The following is a 17,841-nucleotide window of genomic DNA, read 5'->3' on the forward strand; positions in this document are numbered from 1 at the left end:
TAAAAGCACTCACACAGTGAGCGCTTTATTCACAAAACGTTTTTCTTCTTCAATATGCACAGACATATAACCGCCTGCAGGTGCCGCAGAAGGATCACGGCCTACATAATCCAGATACATCGCCTTGCCAAACAACTCATGTACTACGTGGCGCATATGATGCTGACTGCTATACCAAGCACCCTGATTCATGGGCTCTTCCTGGCACCAGAAGATATCTTTAATTGCTTTAAATGGCGCCATTGCCGCTTTCAATTCTTCCTCAGGGAAAGGATACAACTGCTCCAAGCGGATCAGCGCAACATTTTCCTGTTTACGTGCAGTACGCTCTTCCAGCAAGGTGTAATACACCTTGCCACTACACAAAATAACACGCTCTACTTTAGTCGGATCAACACTGCTATCAGTAATCACGTTTTGGAAGCTGCCATTTGCCAGCTCTTCAAGCGTTGAAGTGGCCAGTTTGTGGCGCAACAGCGATTTGGGACTCATCACTACTAACGGGCGACGCATTGGGCGAATCGCCTGACGACGCAGCATATGGAATACCTGCGCTGGCGTGGTAGGTACGCACACCTGAATATTGTGCTCAGCACAAAGTTGCATAAAACGTTCAAGACGCGCCGATGAGTGCTCCGGGCCCTGACCTTCATAACCGTGTGGCAGCAACATAGTCAGACCGCACAAACGACCCCATTTGTGTTCACCACTGGTAATAAACTGGTCAATTACTACTTGTGCGCCGTTAGCGAAGTCGCCAAATTGTGCTTCCCAAATCACCAAGCCGGTTGGCGAGGTAGTTGAATAGCCGTATTCAAACGCAAGCACTGCCTCTTCCGACAAATAAGAATCAAACAGTTCAAAAGATGGTTGGTTAGGCGCCATATTTGCCAATGGAACGTAAGCAGAACCATCTTTTTGGCTGTGGATTACCGCGTGGCGATGGGAGAAAGTACCGCGACCAACATCTTGGCCAGTCATACGTACCTGATAACCTTGCTCCACTAAAGTTGCATAAGCTAGAGTTTCAGCCATGCCCCAGTTAAGCGCCAAGGCACCAGCAGCCATTTTGCGGCGGTCTTCGTAAATTTTTTCGACTTGCTTTTGCAGCACAATTCCGTCAGGAATTTCGCACATTTTATTAGCGGCAGCCTGCAAAGTTTTTAAGTCACAGCCTGTATTGGCTGGTGTTTCCCAGTCGTGACCAATATAGGGCGACCAGTCCACAAACAAACTACTATCCGGCTCGCTTACCAAACCACTGGCCACGTGTTCGCCGCGATCCAGTGCTGCGCGATAATTGGTTGTCATCTCATCGGCAGCGGTTTGCGTCAATATATTTTGTGCAACCAACTGATCGGCATATAAAGTGCGAGTCGTTTTCAAACTGCGGATGATTTGATACATCAACGGCTGGGTTGCGGATGGCTCATCGGTTTCGTTGTGACCGCGACGGCGATAGCAAACCAAATCGATGACTACATCCTTTTTAAATTCGTAACGGTAATCCATGGCCAATTGCGCCACAAACAGTACCGCCTCAGGATCATCACCATTCACATGGAAAATCGGGCACTCGATCATTTTGGCAACGTCAGTGCAATACTCGGTTGAGCGCGCATCTTCACGTTTGTTAGTGGTAAAACCCACCTGATTGTTAATAACGATATGCAGTGTACCGCCAGTGCCGTAAGCGCGAGTCTGGGACATTTGGAATGTCTCCATAACTACACCCTGCCCAGCAAATGCGGCATCACCATGCACAACAATAGGCACCACTTTTGCGCCAGTTTTATCGCTACGACGATCCTGACGTGCACGTACCGAGCCTTCAACTACAGGCGATACAATTTCCAGGTGCGATGGGTTGAACGCCATCGCCATGTGTAATTCACCACCAGGAGTCATCACATTGGATGAAAAACCTGAGTGATATTTAACGTCGCCGGAAGTTTTCAGAGAACGCTTACCATCAAATTCGGCAAATAATTCTGCGGGGCTTTTGCCAAATACGTTGACCAGTGTATTTAAACGACCACGGTGGGCCATACCCAGTACGATTTCTTTCGCACCGTAGGTACCAGCACGTTTTACCAAGGCATCAACCAGCGGAATAAAACTCTCGCCGCCTTCCAAACCAAAACGTTTTGTGCCGGGATACTTGCTATCCAAATGACGTTCAAGTCCCTCAGCCGCCGTCAGACGCTCCAGCAAAGCAAGGCGTTGCTCTTTACTAAATTCAGGGTTGGAGCGAACACTTTCAAGGCGCTGTTGCAGCCATTGTTTTTCAGCTAGCGGAGTAATATGCATGATTTCTGCGCCTATATGGCCGCAGTAGGTTTTTTCGAGCGCTTCAATAATTTCGCGCAAAGTAGACTGTTCTTTGCCGATAAACAAAGTGCCACTGTTAAAAACAGTATCCAAATCGGCATTAGTCAAACCATGGAAATTTAAATCGAGATCTGCAACTGGCTCGCGCTGCATCAAATTTAGCGGATCAAGTTGTGCTTTTTGATGGCCACGGAAGCGGTAGGAACTAATGAGTTGTAAAACTTTAATTTGTTTTTGTTCGTGCTCTGCACTGACCGAACTACCTGCAGCAGTTACAGTGCGGATACGGGATTTACCCAACTGTTCAAACTGAGCACGAATAACCGAGTGAGGAGTATCTTGGGTTAGCACCCCATTTACACGGGGTAACTGATCGAAGTAATTGCGCCATTCTTCTGGAACGGCATTAGGGTTATGTAAATACGTGTCGTAGAGCTCTTCGACGTAGGCAGCATTCCCACCAGAGATGTGAGACGTGCTCCAAAATTGCTCCATAATGCTGTCTTGCATTCCACTCACCTTAATTATCGGAGGTTTAAACCTCCTGCTATAACAACTAGCAGTTAGCTACCAAACGCTCTCAACTTTTGATTAAAAGCGCCGCTTTTAAGTCGCTGTAACTCTCCATTACAACAAACAGTTTTACTTTGGCTTTACGCTGACTATTTTGGTCAGCTCAAATACAGAAAAGCGCTACCCTAGGTAGCGCTCTGTAAAAGCATATTGCGAATATGGCCGATAGCTCGTGTCGGGTTCAGGCCTTTCGGGCAGACTGCGACACAATTTTGAATGCCATGACAACGGAATACACTGAACGGATCATCGAGGTTTGACAGGCGTTTTTGTGTAGCCAAGTCGCGACTGTCGGCCAGAAAACGATACGCCTGAAGCAAGCCCGCCGGACCAATAAACTTATCCGGGTTCCACCAGAATGAAGGACAACTGGTAGAGCAACAAGCGCAAAGTATACACTCATAAAGACCATCAAGCTTGGCGCGATCTTCAGGTGACTGCAAACGCTCAATAGCGGGCGCAGGTGTATCATTTTGCAAGAAAGGTTCTATTTTCTTGTATTGATCGTAGAACTGGGTCATGTCCACAACCAGATCGCGAATCACTGGCAAACCAGGCAATGGACGCAAGATCAAAGTGTTGTTTTTGACACACTCTGAAATTGGTTTGATGCAGGCCAGACCATTTTTACCATTGATATTCATACCATCGGATCCACAGACACCTTCACGGCATGAGCGGCGATATGCTAATGACTGATCCTGCGCCTTAAGTAATTCAAGAACATCCAACACCATCAAGTCTTTACCCTGAGTATCTACCTCATAGGTTTTCATGTAAGGGGCGTTATCAGTCTCTGGGTTGTAACGATATACTTGTACTTTCAACATAACTCTTCTCCCGATTACCCTATGCGGTTATTAATAGGTACGTTTTTTGGGTTGGAACGCTTCCATAGTGCGCGGTTTAAAATTCACCGCACGCTTGCCAACCCGCTTTTCGCCGGGGAAATACATTGAGTGACACAACCAATTGGCATCGTCACGATCTTCGAAGTCTTCACGGGCATGAGCACCACGGGATTCTTTGCGCTCTTCGGCGGCAATAGCAGTCGCTTCAGCCACTTCCAGCAAGTTTTGCAATTCCAAGGCTTCAATACGCGCCGTGTTAAATGCATTACTTTTATCGGTAATCGAAACATTCTCAATACGCTTACGCAGCTCAGCCAATTGCTGAATACCTTTCTGCATAAACTCACCTTTGCGGAAAACGCCAAAGTAGTTTTGCATGATTGTCTGCAATTCTTTACGTAATACAGATGCACTCTCGCCTGATGTAGATGTATTAATTTTGTTTAGGCGCGCCATGGCTTTTTCAATATCGGCCTCGCTTGCATCGCGATGCTCGATACCTTCGCGTAATGCTTTCTCGATATACAGTCCAGCCGCACGACCAAATACAACCAAATCAAGTAATGAGTTACCACCCAAACGGTTAGCACCGTGCACTGATACACAAGCCACTTCACCGCAAGCGAACAAACCATCAATAACCACATCATTACCGTTGGCATCAACTGTTAACGCTTGTCCATTAACATTCGTGGGGATACCGCCCATCATATAGTGGCAAGTTGGCACCACAGGAATGGGGGCATAAACCGGATCGACGTGGGCGAAAGTGCGCGAGAGTTCGCAGATGCCTGGCAACTTGCTTTCCAGAACCTCTTCACCCAGATGATCAAGCTTCAGCAACACGTGATCGCCATTGGGACCACAACCATTACCAGCAATGATTTCCAGGATCATTGATCGTGCAACCACATCGCGGCCAGCCAAGTCTTTGGCGTTAGGCGCATAGCGCTCCATAAAACGCTCACCGTGCTTATTAATTAAGTAACCACCTTCACCGCGACAACCTTCAGTTACCAATGTGCCAGCACCCGCGATACCAGTGGGGTGGAACTGCCACATTTCAATATCTTGTACCGGGACACCAGCACGCAATGCCATGCCTACGCCATCACCAGTATTGATATGTGCATTGGTCGTTGATGCATAAATACGCCCTGCACCACCTGTTGCCAATACAGTTGCCTTCGCTTTTACATAAACGGTTTCGCCATCTTCGATATTAATTGCTATAACACCGACGATTGCACCATCCTGATTTTTTACCAAATCAACAGCAAACCATTCATTTAAAAATACAGTCTGATTTTTGATATTGTTTTGATAAAGGGTGTGCAGAAGAGCATGACCGGTGCGGTCTGCTGCGGCACAAGTGCGCGCTGCCTGCCCTCCTTCACCAAAATTCTTTGATTGACCACCGAAAGGACGCTGATAGATTCGGCCCTCTTCGGTACGAGAGAACGGCAATCCCATATGCTCTAATTCGAATACCGCTTCTGGCCCCACAGAACACATATACTCAATTGCGTCCTGATCGCCAATATAGTCAGAACCTTTGATAGTGTCGTACATGTGCCAGCGCCAATCATCATTCGGGTCAGCACTTGCGATCGCACAGGTAATCCCGCCTTGGGCAGATACAGTGTGTGAGCGAGTAGGAAAAACTTTAGTAATTACAGCTGTTTTATAGCCAGATTGAGCCAATTGCAGTGCGGCACGCATACCAGCGCCGCCACCGCCAATTACAATACCGTCAAACGAAATCGTGCGCATAGTAGCCATCAGTTAATACCCCAAATTACTTGAATACCCCAAACGAGATAAGTCACTGCAACAGCACCCAGGACCATCTGGGCAAATATACGCAAGAAAGTTGCTTTGGAGCCTAACATGCGAGTGGTTAAATAATCAGTCAGTACGGCCCACAAACCAATCCAGGCATGGGATATAAAAGAAAGAAGAGTGACAAGAGTAAAAACACGCATCCACAACTGATTGTAAAGGGATTGCCACTGCTCAAAGGTCAAATCAGGGTTTAATGCCAAGTAAGCAACGATGAAAATGGTGTAGGCCGCCATAACAGCACCACCAATACGCTGAATCAACCAATCGTAAAGACCGCTGCGCCCAAAACTGGTTACTGAAGTTACCATACCCATACCCCCACCAATACGATCAACACGATGGCAATAGCCAGCGCAATTTTAGCCCCTAGCTTGCCGCCTTTGAGCGACTCACCCACACCAAAGTCCATAATCAAATGGCGAATACCAAGCACCATGTGATAAGCCAATCCAGCCAAAACAAGCCATAAAATCGCTTTAAATACAGGATTTGAAGTGAGCGCCACTACTGCGTTAAAACCTTCTTGTGAGCCAGTACTTGAGTCGAGCATCCATAACAGGAGTGCAATACCCGCAAAAAGGAAAACGCCAGAGACGCGATGAAGAATAGAAACGTAAGCAGTGATAGGAAGTGCAGCAAATGTAATATGTAGATTGACAGGTCTTTTCTTTTTCACGGTCTAGATCACCTTATTGCCCATCGCGGGCAGGTTTAAGAGTAAGCATCGCACCTTGTATCTATTAAGAGATAAAAAAGTGCAGTGCGCCCTGCAAGTCGCGCAGCATTATAGAGATTGACCTCTGGAAACACAAACAAAAAGCCACTGATTAAGCCCCTCAAACACAGCATTCACAAAGCGGATAATTTTTTAACGGCTTTTTTACACAACACCATGATTTATCTAGATAATTTTTCAAAAAACGCACGCATTTAAAGCATTAAAATGATTAATGCATCATAACAATGCAACCCACCCGCAAGTGCCATACGAAGAATCACCAGACAAAGATGTACAACATCAGCTAACCCCAAAAAAGAAGCTAAATTTACCGCCGAGCCGCACCAAAAACTTTCGCCTTAACAATTAAGTCATCTATAATGCCGCTCGCAATCGGCACCATCAGCTCATAATAGATGCAGCTGACCAGTCCATAAAAAGTAGCCGGCCTAAAAAGCTGTTAAAAGCAGAGCTATATAGAAAGCAAAGCCACCTACGGTTTTTATTCGTTGAGTAAAGCGAAACATGCTTCACTCAAGCCTTTAGTCCAAATCAGTAAGCACAGGAGTCAGTAATGACTGACAAGAAAGCACAACTCACGATTGATGGCATTGATAAAACGATTGAGTTACCCATCTACGCCAGTACTATCGGACCAGACGTTATTGACGTTACCAGCATCACCAAAAATGGCTTCTTCACATTCGACCCGGGCTTTATGTCCACCGCCTCATGCGAATCCAGTATTACATTTATTGATGGTGATGAAGGCGTGCTCCTTCACCGCGGCTACCCAATCGAACAACTCGCTGTATCCTCTGATTATCTTGAAACCTGCTACCTCTTACTGAACGGCGAACTGCCAACCCCGAATCAAAAAGAAGAATTTACCGCCCAAATCAAAAAACACTCAGCAGTAGATGAGTCTGTAGCAAATATCATCAAAAGCTTTAAGCGCGAATCACATCCCATGGCGATTTTGTGCAGTGCTGTTGCTGCGCTGGCTGCGGTCTACAACGATGAAATCAACATTACCGATGCTGAAAGCCGCAAGCTGACCGCTTACCGACTGATTGGCCAAATGCCAACCCTTTCCGCAATGGTTTACAAGCACCGCAAGGGTGAAGAGTTTATTGCTCCGGATGACAGCTTGAGCTACGCCGAAAATTACTTGAACATGACATTCGGCACTGCAGGCAAAACTCCGAATGTAAGTAAGACTATTGCAAAAGCTATGGATCGTATTTTTATATTACATGCTGACCATGAGCAAAATGCATCGACCTCTACTGTTCGCCTCTCAGGTTCCTCAGGCACAAACCCGTTCGCAGCCATAGCTGCAGGTATTTCAACGCTGTGGGGACCCGCTCATGGCGGCGCCAACGAAGCCGTTTTGGAGATGCTGGAAGAGATCGGCACTGTAGACAATATTGAAGCCTGCGTTGCGCGCGCCAAAGATAAAACCTCCGGCTTCCGGCTGATGGGTTTCGGCCATCGCGTTTACAAAAACTTTGACCCACGCGCCAAAGTAATGAAACAAACTTGCGATGAAGTGCTGGCCGAGCTGGGATTGGAAAATGACCCATTGCTAGCGATCGCCAAGCGCCTTGAGCAGATTGCATTGGAAGACCCCTACTTTATCTCCAAGAAACTCTATCCCAATGTTGATTTCTACTCAGGCATCATCATGAAGGCAATCGGTATACCAACCGAAATGTTCACCGTGATTTTTGCACTGGGACGTGCAGTAGGCTGGTACTCCCACTGGAATGAAATGGTAAGCGGGCCATATAAAATTGGTCGCCCACGCCAACAATATACCGGCAGTCCAAAGCGCGATTACCCAACCAAGTAATTGCTATGCTGTAAATGCAAAAGGCCGCTCCATGCGGCTTTTTGCATTCTACAAATCCAATAAAAAAACCTGCTCAAAGCAGGTTTTTTTATTGGGTGATATTTGCACTGTGAAATTAAAAATTCCAATCAGCCATTAGCCAAAACTTTGTAGTGTCCTTGTAGGCAGCGACATCACCCATGGCAAAGTCTGCATATTTTGCGGTCCAAACTACTGAACCAATTTTTTTACTAACACTGAAATCAATTTCATCACCATAATCCAGACTGCCGGTATCTGAATCAAATTTGTGATACCCCAGTAAAAATTGGGTCCCAACTGCGGTAAATCCAACTTTCAAATATTTATCTTCCAAACCTGCAGCAGGAGTTGCAAGAAATTTATCTGCCCACCCCTGAAATGCATGCAGGGTTGCCAAGGGAGTTGCGAAACCGTACGAGCCATCATCGGAACCCAATAATTCATAGCCTCCCGTAAATGCAAAACGAGATACACTCAAGGTCCCCTCTGCAAGTAAATATTTAGCATCGAATAGCCCAAGAGCACCAGCATCAGATTGCTTTGCATACTCTAGATTATATTGAAACATACCATGAGTAGCACTTTGCCAACGCAAACCAAAGGTATCACTACTTGCACCTTTTGCAGCAATTGGGTTTTCCACATCCAACAAATATGCGTAAGCAATTAATTTACCCGCATCAAAGCCGGTGTAGCTCAGATTAAGCACATGACTGTTGTGATTGTGATCGCCCTGAAGGAGATTATCCTCACCGAATACACGATTCACATTTTTGATATAGGCGTAGGTGAAATTCGTATAACGAATAGTTTTATTTGTCCAAGATACACCGTCATAAGTTTGCTCGTTCTGACGCCATCCCACGTTACCGACAAAACGGGCATTATCTAAAATCAAGCGCTGACGACCATACTTAACTTGATTGTTAAAATTGGTGTATGAGATAAATCCTTGATTCACTTCTGTCCCTTCTGGATCAGCAATAATTGCAGTGCCCGGATTATTCGCATCACCCGATGGAGCAGTGCGATAATCAACATCATTAGTAAGCTCGGTAACATCATCAAATTCGGCAGAAAATCCGAAACCATTCCATGCACCAGACTGATAAGAGAGACGAGAGCGAGTAGTTAACGCATCGGAATCTTTCAGCCCATCTTCACTAACATCCTCAAAGCGGGTGCGAAAATTTACTTTTACTACACTGCCTTGTTGCATTGACTCTGTAAATGTTTTTGCCGAAACACTTGGAACACCGCAAACCAACGAACTTACCGCAGCAACCAAAAGATGAAGTGTATTTTTTTTCATAGAGCCTTCTCCAAAGACATAGTAGATGTGTGTTAGCCATGAGTAGCATTCCCAGCAAATTAGTAATGCAACTTACACATTGCTGTGCACTAAAAAGTTTCCAGTGAAACCCTGATGCACCAACAGGAATGTTGACTGATATCCACTAGCGCAAGTCTTGTGCCAACAGCCGAAAAAAGATGAAATAGCATCAATAAATTGCTATTAATCAAAGAGATATGAAACTTTAAAAAAATTACTGCCCGTGAAATTACTTTTTTATCGCGCACTTTAATGGTGACGAGTAATTTTAAGTGGCGCCATTTCCAAGCAAAAAACCAAAAATTGACGCCCCCATATGGAACAAAATAATGCACCACGTTTTTAAGGCACGCACACAGTCAAAGCACGAATGATTTTTTTCACCAAGCACTTTATTTTTTACAAAAAAAAGCCGCGCAAAAATGCGCGGCTTTTAGAGGTGATACTACAAACCTATACTAAACGAACACAACCACCTTGTGCACGTGACTTTTCTATTCTCACATGGGAAAAAGTCAAGTCGAGAGCACCATTGGCGACCAATGCAAAAGGTTCAAGAATAAGTGCGAACAACTCTTCAGGCGTTCTTTTTAACCCAAAATCTGTACCTGCATCAGGGTAACAAATCAAATCAACCGATAGCGTTTTCCAACCTCCACCAACAATTTCACGCAACTCCCTCGTTATTTCAACCTGAGAATAACAGGATGGGCCACAACCAATCCGAACCCATGCTTGATCTTCAGGAGCCGAATCAACTTTCACATCAAACAGCAACGATGAGTTAGACTCGTAATAACTACTCAACACTTGGCGATTTTGGTTAGAAATTGCAACCAAGCCCTCACCTTCCCCATTCCAAATAACCCTGCGCGCGTCTTCTTGTACATCGCGATCAACACAACTAACACTGAGCGTTGAAACATTAGCAATATTCCCGTTTAAAAGCACACGGTCATTATTTTTCCCTTCAAGCATTACTTGGTAAGCACCCAGAGGGCGCCGGTTAAACAGCTCCAATACATTGGAACTTTCCTCAAGAGCAATGCCCTCCTCGGGTAAATTATCCTTTAACAAATCCAGCTCGCCGTAAGCCAAGCCGAAACCATAAGCAAACAATGGTTCATAATTTTCATCACCCCAGTTGAGTGGCCCCTGGTCAGGACGCTTGGGCCACGAAAACGATAATCTCCCTTTAACTGGATGATTCAGCTCACCGTTAATACCAGTGAAAATAACATCGGCTACACCAGCTCCCTCAGTTCCCGGCTGCCAAACAACCATAAATGCATCAGAGAGGTTTAACTCCCGGTTAACCCACATGGGACGACCGGTAACAAATAAGGATACGACGGGAATACCTTGCGACTGCAACCTTTTAAGTAATTCAAGATCGCGCGTATCACCAGCCTTTAATAACTGATGTTGAATATCGCCCTGCATTTCTGCATAGGGGTCTTCACCAAAAACAATAATTGCAACATCAGGCTTCTGATCATAAGCACCATCCACACTCAATATTGCTTTACCGCCTGCGGCAGAAACTGCGGCGTCGATGCCCATCCAGATCGTAGTCGCCCCAGGGAAATCAGCCATAGTATTGCCGGTGCCCTGCCAGTTCACGGACCAACCGCCCGTTTGTTTGCTGATGTTATCCGCACCATCACCTGCAACCAGCACATTTAAGCGGGGGGAAAGCGGTAAAATATTGTTTTTATTCTTTAGTAATACCAGGGACTCACGGACAGCCTGACGTGCTACAGCACGATGTTCGGGGGCGCCGAGTAATTCATCCTTACCAGCCAAAGGGCGCTTGGATGGAAGCCCTCTCTGCCAAAGATCTGCACGCAATTTCACTCGCAAAATGCGTCGCACAGCATCATCAATACGGGACAATGGAATAACGCCTGTTTTGACTTGCTCGAGTGTATTTTTATAAAGCTGCTTCCACTCAGGATCCGGCACCATAAAGATATCCAATCCAGCGTTTACTGCCTGCGGGCAATTTATAACTGTCGCACCGGCGACAAATCCGTGGCCGTTCCAATCACCAACCACAAGCCCATCAAACCCCATCTGCTCTTTCAACACCCGCGTCAACAAATATTGATGACCGTGCATATGCACGCCGTGCCAACTATTAAAGGAAGCCATCACTGATTGAACACCAGCCTCTATAGCGCTGTAGTAACCTGCAGCATGAACCCGAAACAGGGTTTCCTCATCAGCCAGGCAATCGCCCCGATCTATTCCATTATGAGTCCCTCCATCAGCGATAAAATGCTTGGCTGTAGATATGACTTTATAGGCAGACAAAAAACCCTGACCGCTCGCTTCACCTTGAAGCCCCTCAACCATCACTCCGGCATAATCACGAACCAGCTCCGGATGCTCCGAATAAGATTCATAAGTACGCCCCCAGCGATCATCACGGGCGACAGCCACTGTTGGGGAAAAATCCCAATCCAATCCGGTTACTGCGATTTCTGTCGCGGTAATATTGCCAATCTCTTTAATTAACTCCGTATTTCTGGTCGCACCTAATGCAATGTTGTGAGGAAATAGCGTTGCTCCAACAATGTTTCCAACACCATGTACTGCATCCGTCCCCCACATGATAGGAATAGCCATATAACCATCACTATCATCCATAGATGCCTGGTAATAGGCGTCAGCAATAGCCAGCCAATCTGCAGCTTTTGAATAGCGATTACCATTGGGAACCGAACCGCCGCCATTCAACACTGAGCCGATATGAAAATCCCTCACATCTTGAGGAGTTAAATGCCTGATTTCCGGCTGGATCATTTGCCCTATTTTCTCTTCCAAACTCAAATCACCAAGAATGTGATCAATTTTTGCTTCGAGAACAGGATCTTTTTTTACCTTGCTAGTGATGCTTGGCCACTGCACTTCTACAACCTCCGGAAAAACATATATGTAATAAAAAACCGATGAGAACGCTACCCATTAATGACAGCGCTGTCAACAAAACAACAGTTATAACTCCAAAAACAACAGCCTAAGTAATATTTATAGTGTAAAGAGCAATGTAAGTAGGGCTGTATATGCTTAAAAAACCACTCAATAAAACGCGATAACATCCATTTTCGACTCACAATTTAAAAGTGAATTTCCGCAAATTAAGTTTAATGTTATTCTCCCGCGCTCAAGAAATATTACAGTTCTAACACACCATCTATAACAATCTAGTCTTCTTAATATTAAAGAAGCTGAGGAGTCGCATGAGCCTGTTACTGGTTGCTGATATCGGAGGCACTAACGGTCGTTTCGGTCTGGTCGAGTTTGATGCTGAAAAAAATCGCATCAATGGCAAGACCAATTATACGGCAGAACGCCAAATCACTCTCAAATGCGCCAACTATCCAGATATGGCCACAATGATCAAGGCTTGCTGCAGTGAGTTTGGCGTTGAGATTCCCGCTTATGGGTGCCTTGCAATTGCAGGTCCTATCGAAAATGGCCAGGCATCCATGACCAACCTTAATTGGAAGTTCTCTATTGATGGCTTGCGGGATCAATTGGGAATGAAAACATTGCACGTCATCAACGACTTTGCCTCTCTCGCCTATGCAGTGCCGTTCCTTGAAGAAAACGAGCTGGTCACGCTATACGATTCCCATAAATCCAATACTGATGCTCCAATTGTTGTTATGGGGCCGGGCACAGGTTTTGGCATGGCAGCGCTTGTTCCAGACCAAAATAACTGGCGAATTATCCCAACAGAAGGTGGTCACGCCAGTTTTGCCCCCACCAACGAGAAAGAGCTTGATATCAAAGCCTTCCTCCTGAAAGAGCAAAATCACGTATCAGTTGAAAATATTCTTTCTGGTGGCGGACTTGTTACCCTATATAGAGCACTTGCGCATAACGAAGGGGTCGATGCAATGCCCTACACCCCCGCTGAAGTGAGCTCGAAAGGCATCGCCAATCAAGATCCACTCTGCCGCGAAGCGGTGTTGACTTTTTGTGATGTACTAGGAGAAGTCGCAGGTGATAAAGCGCTGTCGCTGGGAGCCAAAGGCGGCGTAGTAATTGGCGGGGGCATTACTCCAAAGTTGGTTGACTTACTGCCCGAATCGCACTTTCTGGAGCGCTATAAAAACAAAGGCCCAATGACTGGTTACGTTAGCGACATATCCATAAAGCTAATTATTAATGATAAAGCCGCCTTGGTTGGTTCTGCAGCGTGGTTAATCAATAATACTGACGCACTGAAATAAATAGATTACGAACCACATAAACAAAAAGCGGAACCTTATCAGTTCCGCTTTTTGTTTTTTTAAATAAAACAGCACTTCATCGAAGTAATTTACACACTAAAAAGCGCAGTACTATCTAGTCCTTGCTTCTCCATTATGTCGCGCAAACGTTTAAGCGCCTCAACCTGAATTTGACGTACGCGCTCGCGAGTCAAGCCAATTTCGTGACCCACTTCCTCAAGGGTGCTTACCTCGTACCCTCTTAATCCGAAACGGCGTGCTAACACCTCGCGCTGCTTCTCTGTAAGCTCATCTAACCAATGATCCAAGCTGGTAGTCAAATCACTATCTTGTAGCAATGCGGCAGGATCAGAGACGTGGGTATCTGCAATAGTATCAACAATTGCACGATCAGAAGAATTCCCTATTGGGGCATCGATAGATGTCACCCGCTCATTAAGGCTTAGCATATGCTCGACATCTGCCACTGGCTTTTCCAGAAGATTGGCAATTTCCTCGGGTGTTGGCTCATGATCCAACTTTTGAGAAAGCTCACGCGCTGCGCGCAGATAAATATTTAACTCTTTTACAACATGTATGGGTAAACGAATTGTGCGCGTCTGATTCATGATTGCACGCTCAATAGTTTGGCGAATCCACCAGGTAGCATAAGTCGAAAAGCGGAAACCACGCTCTGGATCAAACTTCTCTACGGCACGGATAAGCCCAAGATTGCCTTCCTCAATTAAATCCAGCAAGGCAAGTCCACGATTAACATAACGACGGGAAATTTTAACAACTAACCGAAGGTTACTTTCTATCATCCGTTTACGCGCAGCGACATCGCCTTTAAGCGCTTTGCGGGCAAAATAAACCTCTTCTTCTGCACTGAGTAAAGGGGAGAATCCAATTTCATTTAAATAGATCTGGGTGGCATCGAGGGTTTTATTGTACTTGTCATCAATAATTCGTTCGCTAGCACTTGACATTGAAGGTTTGGGCACATCATCTTCTTCCGCCAACAAAAGCTCTGCATCTTCAATATCAATGTCTTGTGCTATGAAAGTATCATCACGATCTAAAGTCGTTGAATCACTATTATGTAAAGTCATTTTCAGCCCCTTAATCAATTTTTATTTAACCGGCTGGCTTGTATTTATGAATCACCCAGCTCGCCCTAGCTGTAACTCTTAAGGATTTCTCCCCGATAAAGAGTTATTCATGAATTCCCGTTTTAACTCATGAACATGACATTTTTCTAACGACGCGGTAAAAACTTCATTGGATCAACAGGCGTTCCATCGCGGCGAATCTCAAAGTGGAGTTTTACCCTATCGGTACCACTAGAACCCATTTCGGCAATTGTTTGCCCAGCTTTAACAAAATCACCTTCTCTTACTCGCAAAACATTGTTGTGTGCGTACGCGCTCAGGAAGGTTTCATTGTGTTTGATAATTAGCAATTTGCCGTAACCGCGCAGCCCACTTCCTGAATAAACAACCTTTCCTGAAGCTGCTGCAAGCACAGGCTCTCCCAATTTGCCACCAATATCAATACCCTTATTTAAACCACTGTTACTTTGAAAGGATGACAAAATTGCACCTTGAGTGGGCCAACGCCACTGTGGTGCACCTAAAAGCTGACTATTTGGCTTATCGGACGCAGTCACAACTGTTTGTTTTATTTTACTAGTTGACTTGGGGACACTAACGAACCGGGTGTTTTTAGTAGGTGACATTTTCCTGGAGTTAGTAGCCTGGGTGCGCGAGCCTTGGTTGCTCTGCGCCTTGGCAGCAATGTCTAACCGAATGACTTGAGATGGGCGAATTAGATAGGGAGCATTGATTCCATTGTGCTTTGCGAGAGCTTCATATTTTAGGCCATAACGCCATGCGATAGAAAACAGTGTGTCACCGGGAATCACAACATGTGCCAATGGGCGCTTGATATTGGTACGTGACTTATCTTCAACAGGTGCAGAATGATTGCTTAAGCAACCAGTTAGCAAGCAAATTTTGATCGATATAACGAACAAATTTATAAGTAATCTTGAGGAAAAAAATGCAAGCTTTGGCATCGAATTACTCAATAATCATGGTTATTTTTCAATCTCTTTTATGCCATTTTGGAGTTAATAAATTAAATTTATTTTAAAATTATCTAATATTTTTATAAATACACAGGAGAAAAGAGCGAAGGTTCACGTAAATCCAAAGCTTTTCCTGCGAAAAAAGATCCAGGATACCCACCGCACTCTGAATACCTTATGAATCAATTCAGCAATCCACTACCGCGCAGTCCCCGATAGAAACGGGACAAACTTTACCGGTTCAAGAATCCGGGTCACAAATTTACCGGATTCCGCATCGTGAATAACAAGATGAAGCTGCTGCTCCCTGCCCCCAACCGGAATTACGAGAACACCGCCCGGAGCCAATTGCTTTAACAGTTCATCTGGAATTGCCTGAGGCGCAGCAGTACTGATAATACCATCGTAAGGACCGGCTTCCGGCCAGCCAAACCCGCCATCGGCATGACGCATTTGCACATTGCGCAAACCTAATTGACGCAATCGGTCGCGGGCTTTGTCTTGCAGTGGTTTTATCCGCTCAACGCTGTACACCTGTGGAACAAGTTGCGCCAAGACGCTGGTTTGATAACCGGACCCCGTACCCACCTCAAGTACCTTCTGTAAATTGCCGCCCGCAGCACCCAGTAACACTTCTGTCATACGCGCCACAATGTAAGGCTGGGATATGGTTTGCCCGTGCCCGATTGGCAAGGCTGTATCCTCATAGGCACGATGAGACAAAGCTTCATCCAGAAAGATATGGCGCGGGGTATTTAACATTACATCCAGGACGCGCATATTCGTTACGCCTTGGTCGCGTAAACGCTGAATGAGACGCTCACGGGTGCGCAGCGAGGTCATACCTACACCTTGCATCAATAAGTCTGTCATCGCCAGATCCCCTCCATCACCTACAACTAACCCATTGGGCACAATGTAAAATCGTTTAAACAAAGCGGGCAACTATACCATAGCGGCGTTTCAATGATCGCTCATCTACTCCAACTCGATAAGTGAGTCCTGTGAGCGATTAGTTAACTGCGCTAACTCACGCAAAACAGCAGTGGCAAACTCACCGGCAGCCAACGAAAAGGAAAGCTCCAAATCGTTTTCTATCCAGCGCCACTGGGCATTTGCAGGAAGCAAACGCAAAGGCCGTCGCTCTTGCGACAATCCGGCATGCTCCAGCCCATCACACCATTGTTGCCAATCAGCTAATACTGTTTGTTCAAACGCCAATAACTCATCGCTTGCCAATGAGCGACCGCGCCCCCACAAGGGGCCGGATGATTGAGGTTCGGGATCGCCCGATACAAGATCACACCAATTACCTGCAACAACTCGCGCAGCGAGAACCTGATTAAACAAATAGGAGCGCCCGGTAGATAACATTAACCCGCGTTTTTGTTTGTCTTTGTAACGTTTACCGCCCACCAAAATTGCATCGGCTTCTATCAAATTATTACCATTAAAACCAAAACGCTGCTCGCCAAAATAATTGGGCACGCCCAAGGTTAGCACCTGATGAATTTTTTGTTCCAATACAGGACGACTATCTGTTTGAAGATCGCGCAAACGAATTACAAAATAATTTTGGCGATGATCACCTCGACGCAGCTTCTGCTGATGGCGCGCAACGCGAATCACATAAATCGTATCGCTGTTAAGCAAGATCCAATCAGGCTCAATACTTTTTGGCAGATAAACACTAAACCATTGGGTGGTCACTGCATGGCGATCCTTGCGGCCAGCATATCCAACATCATTAATATTAACCTTTGCCAACTCGGCAATTTTTCCGGCAACCCACGCCGTGTTTTCACCGCGCTTTAATATTTGCAGAAAAACATGTTCACCCGTCCCCAGTGGTTCGAAGCCCAAGTCTTCATCCACTTTAAAGTCTTCCGGTTGATCACGAAAAATAGCCGATGCATTCAGTTCGCCGTATGCACGCGGGAAATCCAACGAAAATTCTGTCAAAACATAATCCGTAAATAATAGGTGAGGCTATAACAATAGC

The 17,841-nt window shown here is 45.6% G+C and carries 13 protein-coding genes; 2 read left to right on the forward strand and 11 right to left on the reverse strand.

The genetic code is table 11. The features are described from left to right. Window positions 1-9 precede the first annotated feature (9 nt). The 5 genes from NNX04_RS05520 to sdhC form a co-directional block, all read right to left on the reverse strand. On the reverse strand, window positions 10-2,841 hold the full coding sequence (locus NNX04_RS05520) for a 2-oxoglutarate dehydrogenase E1 component (RefSeq protein WP_261947744.1): 2,832 nt from the start codon (window positions 2,839-2,841) through the stop codon (window positions 10-12). A gap of 188 nt (window positions 2,842-3,029) precedes the next feature. Further along, entirely contained in the window at window positions 3,030-3,734 is a 705-nt protein-coding gene (locus NNX04_RS05525) for a succinate dehydrogenase iron-sulfur subunit (RefSeq protein WP_007640587.1), read from the reverse strand. A 30-nt stretch (window positions 3,735-3,764) separates the two neighbouring features. Then, entirely contained in the window at window positions 3,765-5,537 is a 1,773-nt protein-coding gene (sdhA, locus tag NNX04_RS05530; RefSeq protein ID WP_040391610.1) for a succinate dehydrogenase flavoprotein subunit, read from the reverse strand. After that, on the reverse strand, window positions 5,537-5,908 hold the full coding sequence (gene sdhD / locus NNX04_RS05535; RefSeq protein ID WP_007640585.1) for a succinate dehydrogenase, hydrophobic membrane anchor protein: 372 nt from the start codon (window positions 5,906-5,908) through the stop codon (window positions 5,537-5,539). The genes sdhA and sdhD overlap by 1 nt, the downstream gene beginning before the upstream one ends. Further along, window positions 5,902-6,276, reverse strand: coding sequence for a succinate dehydrogenase, cytochrome b556 subunit (sdhC, locus tag NNX04_RS05540; protein WP_261947745.1), 375 nt, complete (start codon window positions 6,274-6,276; stop codon window positions 5,902-5,904). The genes sdhD and sdhC overlap by 7 nt, the downstream gene beginning before the upstream one ends. A 616-nt stretch (window positions 6,277-6,892) precedes the next feature. Between sdhC and NNX04_RS05545 the strand changes: the two genes are divergently transcribed. Next, complete coding sequence (locus NNX04_RS05545; RefSeq protein ID WP_007640579.1) at window positions 6,893-8,173, forward strand: citrate synthase; 1,281 nt, start codon at window positions 6,893-6,895, stop codon at window positions 8,171-8,173. A 115-nt stretch (window positions 8,174-8,288) separates the two neighbouring features. On the opposite strand, the gene NNX04_RS05550 is transcribed toward NNX04_RS05545, so the two are convergent. Both NNX04_RS05550 and NNX04_RS05555 read right to left on the reverse strand, forming a co-directional pair. After that, window positions 8,289-9,506 (reverse strand): alginate export family protein, encoded by a 1,218-nt coding sequence (locus NNX04_RS05550; protein WP_261947746.1) that lies wholly within the window; start codon window positions 9,504-9,506, stop codon window positions 8,289-8,291. 474 nt (window positions 9,507-9,980) lie between these two features. Continuing rightward, window positions 9,981-12,440, reverse strand: coding sequence for a glycoside hydrolase family 3 protein (locus tag NNX04_RS05555; protein ID WP_261947747.1), 2,460 nt, complete (start codon window positions 12,438-12,440; stop codon window positions 9,981-9,983). A 332-nt stretch (window positions 12,441-12,772) separates the two neighbouring features. Between NNX04_RS05555 and glk the strand changes: the two genes are divergently transcribed. Beyond that, entirely contained in the window at window positions 12,773-13,771 is a 999-nt protein-coding gene (gene glk / locus NNX04_RS05560) for a glucokinase (RefSeq protein ID WP_151057398.1), read from the forward strand. A gap of 89 nt (window positions 13,772-13,860) precedes the next feature. Here the strand turns inward: glk and rpoS are convergent, their stop codons facing one another. The 4 genes from rpoS to truD form a co-directional block, all read right to left on the reverse strand. Further along, on the reverse strand, window positions 13,861-14,862 hold the full coding sequence (gene rpoS / locus NNX04_RS05565; RefSeq protein ID WP_007640574.1) for an RNA polymerase sigma factor RpoS: 1,002 nt from the start codon (window positions 14,860-14,862) through the stop codon (window positions 13,861-13,863). Window positions 14,863-15,008: 146 nt separating this feature from the next. Further along, the gene (locus tag NNX04_RS05570; RefSeq protein ID WP_261947748.1) at window positions 15,009-15,827 is read right to left on the reverse strand and encodes a peptidoglycan DD-metalloendopeptidase family protein; all 819 of its coding nucleotides are present in this window, start codon (window positions 15,825-15,827) and stop codon (window positions 15,009-15,011) included. Between the two features lie 210 nt (window positions 15,828-16,037). Then, window positions 16,038-16,712, reverse strand: coding sequence for a protein-L-isoaspartate(D-aspartate) O-methyltransferase (locus NNX04_RS05575; RefSeq protein ID WP_198284768.1), 675 nt, complete (start codon window positions 16,710-16,712; stop codon window positions 16,038-16,040). Between the two features lie 105 nt (window positions 16,713-16,817). After that, on the reverse strand, window positions 16,818-17,801 hold the full coding sequence (gene truD, locus NNX04_RS05580) for a tRNA pseudouridine(13) synthase TruD (RefSeq protein WP_261947749.1): 984 nt from the start codon (window positions 17,799-17,801) through the stop codon (window positions 16,818-16,820). Between the last annotated feature and the right edge of the window lie 40 nt (window positions 17,802-17,841).

The organism is Cellvibrio sp. QJXJ (assembly GCF_024452345.1).
Taxonomy (GTDB): domain Bacteria; phylum Pseudomonadota; class Gammaproteobacteria; order Pseudomonadales; family Cellvibrionaceae; genus Cellvibrio.